This window comes from Cupriavidus sp. C2SS-8b, from assembly GCF_057073745.1.
In genome coordinates this window covers 14,359-29,624 of the sequence record NZ_CP172716.1, presented here as the reverse complement: position 1 = coordinate 29,624, position 15,266 = coordinate 14,359, and the positions used below count along the sequence as shown (strand labels likewise).

The 15,266-nt window shown below is 57.1% G+C and carries 11 protein-coding genes and 1 pseudogene; 4 read left to right on the top strand and 8 right to left on the bottom strand.

Translation table 11 applies throughout. The annotated features are described in order from the left end of the window. Nucleotides 1-58: 58 nt before the first annotated feature. From ACIGJB_RS00100 to ACIGJB_RS00065, 8 genes and pseudogenes are all read right to left on the bottom strand, one after another. Complete coding sequence (locus ACIGJB_RS00100) at nt 59-394, bottom strand: hypothetical protein (RefSeq protein ID WP_483730839.1); 336 nt, start codon at nt 392-394, stop codon at nt 59-61. An 85-nt stretch (nt 395-479) separates the two neighbouring features. After that, nucleotides 480-992, bottom strand: coding sequence for an HAD domain-containing protein (locus ACIGJB_RS00095; RefSeq protein ID WP_483730838.1), 513 nt, complete (start codon nt 990-992; stop codon nt 480-482). Nucleotides 993-1,126: 134 nt separating this feature from the next. After that, entirely contained in the window at nt 1,127-2,014 is an 888-nt protein-coding gene (locus ACIGJB_RS00090; protein WP_483732372.1) for a hypothetical protein, read from the bottom strand. Between the two features lie 624 nt (nt 2,015-2,638). Next, nucleotides 2,639-2,947 (bottom strand): annotated as a pseudogene (locus ACIGJB_RS00085) (TniQ family protein); the annotation flags it as partial. Between the two features lie 1,549 nt (nt 2,948-4,496). Further along, nucleotides 4,497-5,492 (bottom strand): TniB family NTP-binding protein, encoded by a 996-nt coding sequence (locus ACIGJB_RS00080; protein ID WP_483730837.1) that lies wholly within the window; start codon nt 5,490-5,492, stop codon nt 4,497-4,499. A gap of 11 nt (nt 5,493-5,503) precedes the next feature. Then, nucleotides 5,504-7,480 carry a Mu transposase C-terminal domain-containing protein gene (locus ACIGJB_RS00075; protein ID WP_483730836.1) on the bottom strand — a complete coding sequence of 659 codons (1,977 nt, stop codon included), beginning with the start codon at nt 7,478-7,480 and terminating at the stop codon, nt 5,504-5,506. After that, nucleotides 7,443-8,030, bottom strand: a complete 588-nt coding sequence (locus ACIGJB_RS00070; RefSeq protein ID WP_483730835.1) for a TnsA endonuclease N-terminal domain-containing protein — start codon at nt 8,028-8,030, stop codon at nt 7,443-7,445. Before ACIGJB_RS00070 ends, ACIGJB_RS00075 begins: the two co-directional genes overlap by 38 nt. Before the next feature lie 389 nt (nt 8,031-8,419). Next, nucleotides 8,420-8,830, bottom strand: coding sequence for a helix-turn-helix domain-containing protein (locus tag ACIGJB_RS00065; RefSeq protein WP_483730834.1), 411 nt, complete (start codon nt 8,828-8,830; stop codon nt 8,420-8,422). 435 nt (nt 8,831-9,265) lie between these two features. On the opposite strand from ACIGJB_RS00065, the gene ACIGJB_RS00060 reads away from it, so the two are divergent. Genes ACIGJB_RS00060 through ACIGJB_RS00045 form a run of 4 tightly spaced genes read left to right on the top strand, consistent with a single transcriptional unit; the run spans nt 9,266 to nt 15,265 of the window. Further along, nucleotides 9,266-9,721, top strand: a complete 456-nt coding sequence (locus ACIGJB_RS00060) for a hypothetical protein (RefSeq protein ID WP_483730833.1) — start codon at nt 9,266-9,268, stop codon at nt 9,719-9,721. 46 nt (nt 9,722-9,767) lie between these two features. Continuing rightward, nucleotides 9,768-10,661, top strand: a complete 894-nt coding sequence (locus ACIGJB_RS00055) for a helix-turn-helix transcriptional regulator (RefSeq protein ID WP_483730832.1) — start codon at nt 9,768-9,770, stop codon at nt 10,659-10,661. A gap of 24 nt (nt 10,662-10,685) precedes the next feature. Next, entirely contained in the window at nt 10,686-14,210 is a 3,525-nt protein-coding gene (locus tag ACIGJB_RS00050) for a helicase-related protein (RefSeq protein WP_483730831.1), read from the top strand. Further along, nucleotides 14,210-15,265, top strand: coding sequence for a hypothetical protein (locus tag ACIGJB_RS00045; RefSeq protein ID WP_483730830.1), 1,056 nt, complete (start codon nt 14,210-14,212; stop codon nt 15,263-15,265). The genes ACIGJB_RS00050 and ACIGJB_RS00045 overlap by 1 nt, the downstream gene beginning before the upstream one ends. Nucleotide 15,266: the final 1 nt, after the last annotated feature.

Sequence of the window (15,266 nt, the reverse complement as noted above, 5' to 3'; positions counted from 1 at the left end):
AGCACGTTTAGCGCTCTGCACCGTAATTGCATTGGCCTCAGCTCTATAATCGCGGCGATTATCGAGAGGACTGGGTCGGCCCATCGTCCCAATGAACAGTGTCTCGTGAATTCTCGTGCCACGACGACATTGTCTTCTTTATGGGAGCGATTAGGCCAAATGCAACACCAGCTAGCTGCTCTGGACGAATAATATCGCGCTCTACGTCGGCGATATGACCGCGCGCGACGGCAGCACTCTCGTGGCCAAAGCGCTCGGAGAATGTGCGATAGACAAAATCGTAGTGCCCGGTGAATTCGTTGCCAGTGTCATCGTTGGCGATTTCGAGTTCACCAACACGCCTTGCCCGCTCCGGCTCCCCATTCGGAATGATCTCAATGGTTATCTTCAACATGTGCGCCCCAAAGATTCGCGTCGGTAGAGAAAAGTTGCGCAGATACACCCACGCCCAATTCCGAAGTGCATCCTCTTCGATGCAGCTACTTGCATGCTAAGCTGCGTAGCTTGCTTCGCAGCTCCTCCTGAACACCCGGAGAGGACAGGCCCATGTCCCCGTCTGTTTCCACGAGCCGATCGCGCATTCCTTCATCCCAACCATCCACATCGTCGTCCACAGCAAGCCAGCTCGGAGCCCTTGGGCCCGCTCGCGCAATATACCTTGCGATCTGTTCATATCGAGACATAGCGATAAACCAGGCTTCGTCCACCCGATGCGATGCTTCGCTGTGACGACGCATCCCCGAGTGCCACGTCCCACCGATCACTCGTGAGCTTAGTTCAGCGGACAGGTAATCACGTGCACGGCTAAAGCCCAGTACACGGACCCAGGACGTCGACAAGACGATGCGGAGATCGATATATGGCCGAATAATGTCCTCAAGAATTGGGGCCCACATGAAGAGCTCACCGTCCGCATGCAACTCCGGGCGCCCATTTACCAGGTAAGCCGCATCCGGGTGCAGCACGCCATCGTAGTCCAGAAACAGAATCATGACTTCACACCATCCACGTTGGCGCCTTCGTTCCGCTCATCACATCGCGAGCGTTCGCAACATAGGAAGACGTCACCTATCGCAATCGAGCACCTTGTTCGATCTTCCATAGCGATCGAACCAACCTGGTTCCCCTATTTCGCAACTGAGGCGCGCGCCACCACGTCACGGCGGAAGAAATATTGGCGACAATTACCTGATTGCGGTCCCGCAGCCGGGAGCAGCTGCTGCCGGAGTAAGACTCCCAGCGCCGCTCTGTGCGACATGCTCCATTGCTTCGCGATTTCAACTAGCGAACAGTATTGGGATTTGAAGATCTGCACCGCACGCGATGTCACCAGCCTCTGTTTTCTCCCTCCAATTGTCACCGTTCTGCTCATCAAAAGGCCAGTATCCATCAGTTGGTAGACCACCTCCGACTTGAACCCGAGCTCCTTTGCCGCGGCGATAGCACTTATGCCAAGGCCTTCGCGCCGGCCGGCTTCCTGATGGATCGACTCGATATCGGCTCGTGCCACGCGAAGCGTCGCAAGGTTCCTGACAGTTGATTGCCAGCCGTAGTGACGAATTTCACCTATCTGAACGCGCCGAAGCAAATCGAGACCCATGCGATCATCGAGACGGAGATATCGAAGTGCATGCCCCACTGTAACCAGTTCAAGCTGGAGTGGCACGGTCCGTAGTGCGGGCTGCGCCGAAAACAGACGTAGCTCGGATCGCTCTATATGCCACCTGCCGTCGGAGTAGGTTCCAGCCAGGAGACCTGCTTCAAGAAGCGCCCGAACACGACGTCGTCCCAATCCGAGAATTCTGGCGGCCGCACGCAAATCAACCTGCGCATGGAGACGTCTTTTCACAGTGGCGACATCCACTCGCTTGCAGTACGTGAACGGTCGACCATGCGGACTGCGGAGGGTTACAGCCGGTAACTCTCCAGCTGATGTCAGCGCGCGTACACGGTTGAAGCTAAGCCCGAGTGCGGCCAGCAACGCCTTTCCTGTGAGAATATCACCCGCTTCCATGGACCCTAGCCGCCGGTAGCGGCGATCCAGGCGGCCGCGCCAGACCTCCAGCACGTACGTCCGAAGTTCATTTCGAAGGAATTCGAACGCCGTGTCGGAAAGCCCCCTCGAGTACAGAATCCTGTAAATCAATCCCATGGCTTGACACAGACTGGATGCCTCGGCATGTTCTTCAACGTTTCGCTGTAGGACACCCCGAAAGCGGACGGGCCAATCGTCCAAAAGGTTAGCGGCCGCTTCGACGTATGATCTCGCCCTTGCCACGTCATGTAAGCCAGGAACTGCGCCAGTTCTACTCTTAGGCCGCGCCTCGACAATTGGACCGAGCGCAAACAGTAGTGTTGTTAGCTCGTAGCTTCCCAACGTTGAAATGGAAGAACTGCGCACGTCAGACAGCCTCTCTTGCGATGTATCGCACGAAGGAAGAAGTCTAGCCGCAACCTCGCACGTCCAATCACTCGCGGCCCCCGACGCCATGTCGCCGAAGTTGCGTCCGCACCTACATCTGCCGAATTGGCCAGAGAGCCACGTGAGCGGAGTTTGGCATTCGTCGCACCTATCTCGCAATTCCACTTGGTGCTTGGGACACGCCACAGCGAACGCTGTGCTCCAAGCAGCTTTGATGTATGCCTCATTCTTGAAGCAGTGTGGGCAGACGCGTATTCGTGTAAGGACTGTGCCACGCCGAATACAGTGATCAGTCCCCTTCCAACGATCCTCTACCCATTTTGGCCAAGGGGGCTGCAGCTGCTGCAGTATCGTTTTTCCGACTCCCAACCTTTCAGCCAGCTCGGAAAGGGGGATTTGGAAGCCTCTCAGGCTAAACAGGTCTGACGCTAAACGATGGCCATTTGAGTGTGCCACTCTTGCAATGTACCCTAGCCCGCACTCGTCCAATTTGGGATGCGGACGAATCAGAGGAGTGCTGGTCATAGGGGAGCCTCCTGCACAAAAGCGTCGCATCGATCAAGAGTCACTAGCACGTCGGAAATGGACTTTGCGTCCTGAACACAGAACGCGCGAGATTTGCCTCTCAGTATTGCCTCTAGCGCTTCAGCAACTACCACCCTATTTCGAGCTTGCGCATCGACCCTGGCTCTGTAGATGCGACTCCGTCGTCGGCCTTTAATAGCCCGCACGGAGTTCTCTACCATATGGCATAGAGGCGTCCATTCCACCGCGTCATCTGGTGCCAGTCTTCGACACCGATCGTATATGGCCCGATGGAGCTCATCGCAGGATCTCAGGCTAACCAGTTTCAGCGGCCGTTGTCCGCTGCTACCTTGATGTGCCCTTAGCTCTATACACCGCGGTTGAACCTTCGCGATATGCATTAGATGAAACAGGGCATTGACGCTTACACCAAGGCTATCAGCAGCTTGCTCACATGGAATGTATCCACGAGCCATTCCTGTCAATTCCTTTGCCAAATCGCATTCCAACGCAAGATGCCGGTTCGGCAGTTGAATGACAGGCAGTCCCAATGCGACTGCCGCGGCTTCAGTCCCTTGAACCGTCCAGCCTAATTCTTCGGCTATAGCTTCGCCCCGTATGAGTGTACGACTCACATAGCTGTAAGTCCCGACACCTGGGTTTATGTATAGCTCCCCGGCACCAACAGAGCGACGCGGGGACACTCGACGTGCGTCGAAAAAGCATTCAATCTGAGTGGCTACTTCCGAACAGTGTTTCCTACTTATGAACTTAGCGAATCCCAAGCGTCCTGCGAGGAGGTATCGTCGGTCCACCACCTGAAACGCTCCGCTTCCGCGCCGCTGCAGCACCCGAGATAGCAGCGTCTGGAACTGTGAAGGCCACGAAACGAGTGCTTGGCGCGCGACTAGGTGCGCTTCAGGAAATTTCATCGCCTCGGTGAGAGTCTGAAGCCAAAATACGAGCTCCGTGGCTTCCGGAACGGTTAACATTTGCATCCACGGCGCAAGAGTTTGCCAGTGACTGTGGGCAGCTCGCGGAAGCGCCCCGCTTTCATCATAACGAGAAAGAATCAGCTCCCACGTAGCCCATGCCGCCGGCACCGGCTGCTCCCCCGCATCCGTGGCAAGAGATGCACCACAGTCGCACTTGCACCGCATCAAGCTTTCGGCATTTGTCGGCGTCCCACAAACTTGGCAAGTATTGCGAAGTCGAATCAAGTGGATAGGACAGGCCAAGACTTGAGCGTAGTCCGTGTACCACGTCTGGTAGCCCAGCTCTCTCGCACAGCGCGAACAGTACTTGTGCTCCGACGAACAGATTCGTCCCATCTTTGGATGAATCGAACCCACGCCAGCAAACGACCTCTCCAACGCATTGCATTCATCCTTTCGCCTTATCCCGCGCAGCCAGGATTCGTACCAGGTACGCGATTTACCTCTTACGCGGATGTAATGTCCATTCTCCACGTAGAGCCGATGGACATACCCTTTTATGCTTTCGGCAGGACGAGGCCTGGGCCGCACGAGAAACTGAGTAGGCAGAGTGGTCATAGCACCGTCTCCACGCTGCGCCGAGGGATGCGCCGCCGAGAAACCGTACGGAATACATCTGCGAACGGCTCCCCCGTCTTATTGAGCCGCCTAGCATTGAACTTTGGTGAGAAGGGGTTGAGGGTATCGCTCCCATTTCGCCAGATCTCACTGGTGAACGCTTGCCTCATCACCTCCAAATCGATCGCGGATCGATCCGTTGCGTACGTAATAAGTATGGCTCGCAACAACAAGCTGACCAAATAGCCGATGCGGCCGTCCGTTGCATAGTAGATTCGCTCAATAGAATTTACGTCATCCATATCTATTTCGCATCGTATGCGAGTAGCGCTTAGGAGCGCTGCGACAACACCGACGAATGCAGCTGCCTGGGCATCATCCTGATCTAGCGCCATCCTATCTAGGTTGAGGGTGGCACTAAACCGCCGACGAAGCTGATCGTTCGCATCAAGTAAGATCTCTGCTCGAGGAAGGCCTGCCATAACGAAAGGGATCGAGACACTTTCCTCCAAGTTTTTTATCCAATCCGCGACTTTGGCGATCGTCGGATACTGGCCACGGTCGTGGACATGCTGCATTTCGTCAACGATGATCATTTGGACACCACACTTTCGAATGAGCGTTGTTAGGCGACCGGTTTTGTCTGATGACTTGCCCTTGTATGGCTCCGGATCGCCTAATTTCACCAACAGTTCCTCAGCTAATGAAGACACCGTTGCGAGCGCCGGAACGACGACGTAGAGCACCGGAACTACCGTCCGCTCTGGCTCGTCAAAACGGAGATTCTCATCTTCGATTATTCTGCATAGCGTAGACTTACCACAGCCGGACTGCCCAAGTACTAGATGATTCTGAACAATTCCCGTGGCACGAAATAGAGTTAATGCGGTCTTCACGCCGGCATATGCATTGTTAAACTGTGGGAACATAATGGTCTGCCGCTTGAACCCGATGAGTGCATTACGCTGATCCATAGTTAGATTTTCGATCATGCCTTCATCCCTCAATTCCACGAGCGCTGAACGACGGAGAAGGTCGGAATGTCAATTGCCGATGTAGACTTTCTTGGCCGACTCGTCTCGACATCGATTTGCGTCGCAGAAGTCTCGATGGAGCTGGAGACTGGCGACGTGCCTTTGGGCTTGATAGTGCTAATCCCCATCGCTCTAGCAGCACGTTTGCGGTCTCGTAAGCGTTTGCCCGTAAATTGCAATCGAATCGCGGCAGCTAGATCGATCTTTGCCTGCATCAGAGCCTTGAGGTCGGTCTCATCTTGACCCTTTTTAATCACGATATCCTGAAGCAATTTATGCTGCATGAGCGTAAGCTCTGCGGCGTAATCCAACTCCGTTGCGTGCGCGACCACCGGTTCTTGCGAGTCTGGTGACCAAACGTGAATGCGCCCGATATTTTCCGGATCGTATGTCACACGAACTTTGACGCCTTCGCCATAGGCCCGCAGAATTGGCTGCAATGCATCGCTTGCGTAGTAGAGGTTGTGCAAACGAATACCATCATGGCGCAAGCTCCGAGTTGTCGAGATTCCAAGATCGTCGACAAGCTTACTCATCGAGTCGGGAAGGTAAGGTGGATTGACTTTTGCCGATTCGGACCACCGAGCGAATGGCGTAGTCTTGATGCCCTTGTGATAAGTCTGGGCGTACACATCAAGCAGCCACTTTTCGAATACATGCTGAAATTCAGACATCGTCATGACAGCGTGTTTCAATGGGTCATAGTCGCCTCGATCGGTCCACTTCGCGAGACTGGTTCCCGGAAGCTTGTGAACAAAGTTGTAGTTCACTGTCTTCAGATACCGCTCGATGACTCCTTTGAAGCGAGGCTGGCGCGCTGGACAGAAGTGAAGTTGGATGTTCAAAAGAAAGCAGGCCACCTCCACGGAGGAACCGTGGAACTCCAACCCGTTGTCGGTGACGAGCTCATCCATCAACCCGTAGCAAGGCCACTTATGGTGGATCTTGAGTCCCGCCACGGCCTCCGCAACCGGTGTTTTCGGGAGAATTGCGTGTCGGAGAGCTCGGATGACGGCGTTCATCGATGTGCCTCCGAAGCTGAGATAGTAGCCAAGCGGCATCCGGCTGAAATGATCAATCAGCAAGGTGAGCGTCGGACGTCCGCAGGGGATATAGCTTTCGTCCTTGACCAGGAAGAAGTCTAGTGGTGTGTGATCTATCTCCACGCGCTCGAGTATGCGTGTTGTTTTCACGCCGACCCTCGTGATCTTGAACCTCCGCTTTGCAGCTCCCTCCCCCTCCTTGAAGATCGCAACGTCATACTCTTCGACACGTTCCAGAAGCCGGTACAGTGTGCGCAGCTTGGGCATTTGGAGCTGCTCACCCAGCGGACGAGAGCGATTTTCGCGGTCGAGAAGCATCTGCAACTGCGTTTGTGCATCTTGTACGGTCCACCCCTTCGAAACCGTGGAGACGTCAACTAACGCCTGCATGAATAGCTTCACCACTTCCGGATTAGTGAGCGGTGCTCTCGGGCCGCGCCTATCAAAGCGCGGCACTAGACAACGTAGATCGGCGGACTGCATGGCATCGCGGTGCCAGCGGTACACCGTCGAAACGCTTGGTGGCCTGGCGTCACCCAGCTCTTGGGCGACCTCGCGAATTCGCGGCTCCATCAACTTCCTCGTCCAGCACAAAGGTCCGTGGGTGCGGATGCCGTCCAAGTATCGCTTGCTGCGTAGCGCGAGTGCCTGCAGCTTCTGCGGCAGCTCAGCAAAAGGCCTGCCATATCCTCCAGATGGTCGCTCGTTGGAAATATCAGCACGCGGGCGGGAGATTCTGCCCTGGGCGTATGCCTCTAGAAGTCGCTCCACAGACTGCGTGCTGTACGTCCCGCTCTTTGTATCCTCAAGAGATACCGACCCGTCCTCTTGAATACGCACGATGCGGGTTGCAATTCCGTCAAGCTCAAAAGCCGTGTTCTTGATCAAGGAAAAACCAGTCATGGCGAATCTCCTTCGAGAATTGAATTTGAGTGGCAGACGTGCAGACTTTAGTCAGGTCGATCTGAGCGTACCCGGCAGTCAACAGCGACACCGCCATGCTCCACCCAAGGACCGATACGACGTCACCGAGCGTGCAGGAGTCAGCCACGGTCATTCGTCGGATCGCAAGGCGAAGTGCGTGGTGGTCAGGCGGAAATGGCGGTAAATACTTACGCAGTGCCTTCAGGTTGCTGAGGCGGGGCTGTTGCCTGATGGCCGTGTCAGTCAGAATGACGAACTCTTCACCCTCTCCTAAGAGATGAGCGTGAATGCCGGTCAACCTGGCGCGGACTTCATCTTTATGCAGTTGCGCCGCCGGCTTGACCTCGATGAGGACAGAGCGCCCACTGCCATTCGCGAGAAGTACCTCGAAGTCCGGCGTGTACCGCCCGGTCTCTGCCCCGTCGGCAAAGTAGATATGGCGCGGCTGCTCCCTGACAGCGGCTATTGCCGGCGAGAACTCGAGCAAGACCAACGCGTCGCGCTCAAGCAGGTGCTCATGGGCGACCATTCTGCCGTTCTTGCGGCTGGGGAATTTCCCTCGAGGAATCCCTCCGGATCTAGATGCGACGTTTCGCACGGGGCGATGGGCACGCTCAGGTCTGAGCCTTGGGCGCGTGAGTGAAGATGACATGCAAGCTCCTCTCTAGGCATACGGCTCTCCCTCCAAACAACAAAAAGTTGTTCGGTTTCCAAGTCGTAGGCACGAAGGAGGGCGGCGGCTTGACGAAAAATCGTCAAGCCACAGACCTCCGATTGCGGAAAAAGAGAAAAGGGGGGCTTGACGCTTGAGGTGGGATGGTAGAGACTCAACTCACATGCTCTAGCCAGCTGTGGGTCTTTGTCTCTACAAGGATCCCGGACAAGCGCTGCAGGCCTCCGGTCTGTGGCGCTTTTTCGTTACATAGATCCTCCTAGTTCGCTTGCCAGAACTGGCGTTGAAGTTTGCGTACGCTGTAGGCGCAGCGCCGCCAGAACATTCATGAGAATGTCCAAAGCGGGCGCGCCGAGGCGCGGTAGTTCATCAACTAACGCCTTCACGAACTCATGCTCCGCTGGCGATAGTTCCTCAGGTAGCCTCAGCAATCGCTGCGACAACTCGGCAGCTCTGCCAAGAGCGCGCCGGCCATCATCGTCAAGCCCTAGGGCTTCTGCCAGGGCATTCAATATCTGCGGTCCATCCGGCCTATTTCTGCCGGTCTCAATGGCATTGATATAGGTCGCGTTGACACCAGCGCGCCGCGCCAATTCGGCCTGCGTGAGCTCGCATTCGATTCGATGCCGTCGAATAAAGTCGCCTAACGCAGTCATGTTCGAGATGATTTTTTGGGATCTTGCATTGGGTAACTATAGGGCATCCGAGATCGCATGGGAAGCGATGCTGGACAGATCTTCCCCCAATGCAATCAATCAGTTAAGTTCATCCCGCAGCAAGGAAAATTAATATTATTTTCAAGCGCAAAACTGTGGACCATCTAAAATCCATCGACTCCTTCTAGGGATTTTTTAAAATATTCCTCCACCAAGATAGATTTCTGAAAATCAAAATACGTTCATGTATGAGAATAAATTCACAAAGTAGCGTATGCGGCAACTAGAACTCTTGCCCGAATCCGCTTCGTAATTCGAACAAATGTCCGTTTGCACGGCTCGGGACGTGCCTTAATCGAGCCATTCTCCCTCCTGCTCTCTCAAGTGTGCGCCCGGCACCCGCAGTACCGTCACCGGCCATTTGCCACCCGAGGCTTGCGCGAGGCCAAGCGCATCGGCCCGTCCTGTTCCGGCCTGGTGCGCCTGCGGTCCGGCGATCGAGTTCTGATCAAGCTGCGTGCTGTCCAAGGCCTGTTGCGGTTCGCACAGCAATACGGCGACGAACGGCTGGAATGTGCGTGCCGGCGAGCCAACCACTTCGGCACGCCCAACTCCGGCGCGGTCAAACAGATCCTGGCCAAGGGGGTCGATCTCGAACCGGCGCCCACGTACAGCACACTGACCACCGCCTACACCCAAGGCGGCCGCTCCGGCCGCGGCACTCAGACCCTGCGAGGACGACGCGATAGGTCCGTGCCGCAAACGCTTCTCGCCCTGACCGAGGTAGCTAGCCTTCATTCCTTACAGCAAACCGGGCAAACCGTCCAATTTGTCATCATTAAAATGATGATGATTACGTCGTGTTTTGCGATTCTTTACGTGTGGTATTGAGTTTGATATCATGCACCAAACACGATAGACCGCATAAGACAAAGTCATGTCCAGCGCCCAACTTTCAGAGATGACTCAATCGCAGCGCGACCGGCTCGCGTTCGTTGAGCTGCGCGTGCGATTCACCGGGGAAATCCGTCGGCAGGACTTGGTGGCGCGATTTGGTATCCAGGCCGCGGCGGCGACCCGCGACATCGGCCTGTACAAAGATCTCGGCCCGCGCAATCTGGACTATGACACCAAGGGCAAGGTCTATGTGCGCGGCGAGTGGTTTCGTCCGGTGTTCGACTTCCCTGCCGAGCGCGTGCTGACATGGCTGTCGCAGGGGTTCGGCGATGGCGAGCCGTTGCGGCTTCGCTCCTTGGTTGCGTGCGAAGGGTCTGCCCTGTCGACCAACATCGATCTCGAAATGCTTTCCGTGCTGACGCGGGCGATCCACAAGAAGTCGGCGGTCGAGATTTCGTACCGTGCGCTATCGAGCGGCTTGACCACCCGGGAGATCGTTCCGTTCGCCCTGGCTGACAACGGCCAGCGTTGGCACGTCCGTGGGTACGACCGCCGCAGTGGTGACTTCCGCGATTTCGTGCTGACCCGGATCGCCGACGCGAGGTTGCTGGCTGTCACGGTGAAGGAGCACGAAACCGCCGACCAGGACATCCAGTGGAACCGGATCGCGGAGATCGACCTGGTACCCCATCCCGCTAATGTGCAGCACCCCGACACCATCGAGGCCGAGTACGGCATGGAAAATGGCGTGCTACGGATGCGTGTGCGTGCGGCGATGGCCGGCTATCTGATGCGCCGCTGGAATGTGGACTGCACCGAAGACCATAGCCTCAAGGGGGCCGAATTCCATCTGTGGCTGAGGAACCGGCAGGCGCTCTATGGAGTAACCAACCTCGTTCTCGCTCCGGGATACGAGTCGCAGGAAAAAGCCTGAGCGCGCCGCGCGGGGGAGGAACACATGCTCAATCTCGAAGACATCAAGAAGAACGCAGCCATCTCCGGCATCGAGCCGGGGCAGGTGGTGCGCATTGTCACCACGGAGCCCGTGGGCGACAACGCCCTGACCGTCTACTACAAGAAGTCGGACGGGCAATTATGTGAGCGGATGCTGTTCCGCACTGACGAGGTCAACCTCTCGTTGGCCGAATCCGGTCGCCCCTGGGCCTTCGATGCGCCGGGCGAAGACTTCAAGCTCGCCGCCGAAGCCTGGCGGATCAATCTGGCGCACCTGTTCGATCCGATGATGGCCGTCCACACGTCCAACGTCGAACCGCTGCCGCACCAGATCACGGCGGTGTACGAGTCGATGCTGCCACGCCAGCCGCTGCGCTACGTGCTGGCCGACGACCCCGGTGCGGGCAAGACCATCATGGCCGGTCTGTTCATCCGCGAACTGCTGATGCGCGCCGACGCCAAGCGGGTCTTGATCGTGGCCCCCGGCAGTCTGGTCGAACAGTGGCAGGACGAAATGTTCGAGAAGTTCGGACTGTCCTTTACGCTGTTCTCCCGCGAGCAGGTAGAGCAGTCCCGCAGCGGCAACCCCTTCGACGACATCGACCTGATGGTCGCCCGGGTTGACCAGCTCTCCCGCAACGAAGACCTGCAGGAAAAGCTGCGCCTGTCGCAATGGGATCTGATTGTCGTCGACGAAGCGCACAAACTCTCGGCCAGCTACTTCGGCAACAAGATCAACAAAACCAAGCGCTTCCAGCTCGGCGAGCTGCTCGGTTCGATCACCCGCCACTTCCTGTTGATGACGGCCACACCGCACAACGGTAAGGAAGAGGACTTCCAGCTTTTCATGTCCTTGCTGGACTCCGACCGCTTCTACGGCAAGTTCCGCGACGGCGCACACAAGGTCGATGTCACCGATCTGATGCGCCGGATGGTCAAGGAAGACCTGCTCAAGTTCGACGGCACCCCCCTGTTCCCCGAGCGTCGAGCCCGCACAGCCAACTACAAACTGTCCGACCTCGAAGCCGCCCTGTACGCCGCCGTCACGGAATATGTGAAGGAGGAAATGAACCGGGCGGATCAACTCCAAGATGGAGCACGGAAGGGCACAGTCGGTTTCGCGCTCACGGCCCTGCAACGCCGACTGGCCTCCAGTCCGGAAGCCATCTACCAGTCACTCAAGCGCCGCCGCAACAAACTCAAGCGGCGTGTCGAAGACGAAAAACTGCGCCAGCGCGGCCAGTTGCTGGCCGAGCCCCTCGGCCCGAATGGCTTGAACAATGTCCCCGAGGACATTTGGGAATCTGCCGATGCGCTGTCCCCAGACGACTACGAGAACTTTGAGGAAGCGGTCGTCGATCAAGCAACGGCAGCGCAGACCATCCAGGAGCTCGAGGCCGAAATCATCATTCTCGAAGCGCTGGAGGAGCAGGCCCGGCAAGTCGTTCATTCCGGCCAAGACCGCAAGTGGGACGAGCTGTCCAAATTGCTCCAAAACACGCCCGAGATGCACGACGCCAATGGCCGTCAGCGTAAGTTAATCATCTTCACAGAGCACCGGGACACGCTGAATTACCTCGCGGTCAAGATTCGCGGGCTGATCGGCAATGAAGAGTCTGTGGTGATGATCCACGGCGGCGTCAAGCGCGAAGAGCGTCGCAAGGTGCAGGAACTGTTCCGCAACGACCCAGCCGTTCGTGTGCTGCTGGCCACCGATGCGGCGGGCGAAGGTGTGAACCTTCAAAACGCCAACCTGATGGTCAACTACGACCTGCCCTGGAACCCAAACCGCCTGGAGCAGCGCTTCGGCCGCATCCACCGTATCGGCCAGACTGAGGTCTGCCACTTGTGGAACATGGTTGCCGCCGAGACCCGCGAGGGTGACGTTTTCCAGCGCCTGTTCGAGAAACTCGAAGTCGAGCGCGAAGCCCTGGGCGGTCGCGTGTTCGACATCCTCGGCGAGGTGTTCGAGGATAGGAGCCTCAAAGACCTGCTGATTGACGCTATCCGCTACGGCGCAGACCCCGAGGTACGAGCCCGCCTGCTCCGCAAGGTGGAAGGAGCGCTCGACACCCAGCACCTCGAAACTATCATCAAACGCAACGCCCTGTGCGAAGAGGTGATGGATGAGCGCCGCCTGTTTGCCGTCAAGGAAGAAATGGAAAAGGCCGAGGCCCGCAAGCTCCAGCCGTACTTCATCCGCTCCTTCTTCCATCAGGCGTTCCAGCAACTCGGCGGCGAACTACGCTCACGCGAACAGGGCCGCTACGAGATCACCCACGTCCCGGCCAACATCCGCGAGCGCGACCGCCAGATCACTGGCCGGGATCGTCGCAATGCCGACCCCGTGCTGCGCCGCTATGAGCGCGTCTGTTTCGAGAAACAGTACGTGCGCCTTACCGATCGTATCGGTGCCTCCATGGCAAGCCTAATGCATCCGGGCCACCCGCTGATGCAATCGGTCACCGATCTCGTGATGGAGCAGCACCGCAACAAGCTCAAACAGGGCGCTGTGCTGGTTGATCCTAGCGACATGGGCCTCACGCCCAAGGTGATGTTCATCATCGACCACTCCGTCAAGGAAGGTGGCGACGCTTCCCACGTTGTTTCCCGGCGGATGCAGTTCGTCGAGATCGACCCGCAAGGCTGTGCGATTAACGCTGGCTGGGCCCCGCACCTTGATCTGGAACCCATCGCCAAGGCAGACATAGCCTTGATCGAGGACGTGCTGGGTGCGCCGTGGATAACGCAGAACCTCGAACAATTAGCCTTGGCCCACGCGTCCACGCACTTGGTGCCGGAGCATTTCGACGAAGCGCGCACGCGGCGCGAGAAGAACGTGGACAAGACCCTGGCCGCCGTCCACGAGCGACTGGTCAAGGAGATCAGCTATTGGTCGGATCGCTACATCAAGCTGCAAGACGACATCGCAGCAGGGAAGGACGTGCGACTTACGTTGGAAAACGTCCGCCGCACGATCGATGACCTGACCGCGCGCCGCGAGTCACGCGAGAAAGAACTGCTGGCGATGCGCCACGTCATCTCAGCTACGCCAGTGGTCGTCGGTGGCGGATTGGTGATTCCCGCTGGCCTGTTGGCTCAGCGCAAGGGCAAGCCGGGTTGGACTGCCGACGCTGACGCACGAGCTCGGGTGGAATTGGTGGCGATGAAGGCTGTGATGGACGCCGAGCGTGCCCTCGGTCATGAGGTCATTGATGTCTCGGCACAAAAGTGCGGTTGGGATGTGACCAGTCTGCCAAAGGCGCTAGATGGCAAGCTACCACCATCCCGCCACATCGAGGTCAAGGGCCGCGCCAAGGGCAATAGCACGATCACCGTGACCCGCAACGAAATCCTCTATGGACTGAACCAGCAGGACAAATTTATCCTAGCCATAGTCCTGGTGGACGGCGACCAGCACGAGGGGCCTTTCTACGTGACTAAACCATTCACGCAGGAGCCCGACTGGGCGGTGACCAGCATCAATCTTGATCTCGGCCAGTTGTTGGCAAGGGCAGAGTCTGTCTGATGGCAAAGCGCCCCTCCCTGGACAATATCATCAACAACGGCTTTGATTTCTTTCGGAAATCGCTGGCCGAGTTCGATGCCGAGCCGAAGTTTTCTGTAATTCATTTTTTTGCTGCTGTTGAGCTGTTTCTCAAGGCCAGGCTGATGGCGGAACACTGGTCGCTCATCGTTTCGAAGGACCCGAACTGGGACAGCTTTGAACGCGGTGACTTCAAGTCCGTGACGCTGGATGAATGTCTCGACAGGCTGGCGAAGGTTGCGCGGAGCGCAGTCTCGGCTGACGACGCACGGCGGTTTAAGCAACTGGCGAAGCATCGCAACAAGATTGTCCACTTTCATCACGAACTGGACGGCGAAAAAGCAGCGCAGGCTCGTCAGGCTGTCGCCGCCGAGCTATGCAGCGCATGGCGCTCGCTGTTCGTGCTGTTGACGCAAAGTTGGTCGGCCGTATTCAAGCCCCAACTGGCCGCGCTCAAGCAGCTCGATCAACAGATGCGCAAGTACCGCGAATACTTGCAAGCCATCTATGACGGCCAGCGGGATGCCTTGCAGCAGAAGGCTCAGCAAGGGCAAAGGATTCAGGCGTGTCCTTCCTGTGGATTCAAGGCTGATCACGTTGACGAGGTCGTGCCGGGGCTGAACGAACACAGCTGCTCGGTCTGCAACTACCAAACGACCACGCTGGAAACCACCTGCCCAGCGTGTGGTAAGGATGTCTCTATCGACGATTGCGGCTTTGCTACGTGTCCGCATTGTGCTCACGTCATCGAGCCCCAGGAGCTCGCTTCGCACATCTGGGAGCGGATGGCCAGTGACAAAGACAATTGGGAGAGCAGCTATCCCGCTCACTGCGCACACTGCGATGGCTATCAGACCGTAGTTCCGTTTTCTGGAACTTTGACCTGTGCGTCTTGCTTCAAGACGTTCGATGAAACCGAAATTCAACAGTGTGGCTGGTGTTCAGATATGAACGCTGGCGACATGTGCGACAGCTTCTGGGCTGGCTGCGTTGCCTGCGAAGGCAGTGTTGGCCATCACAGCGATAAGGACGATTAAG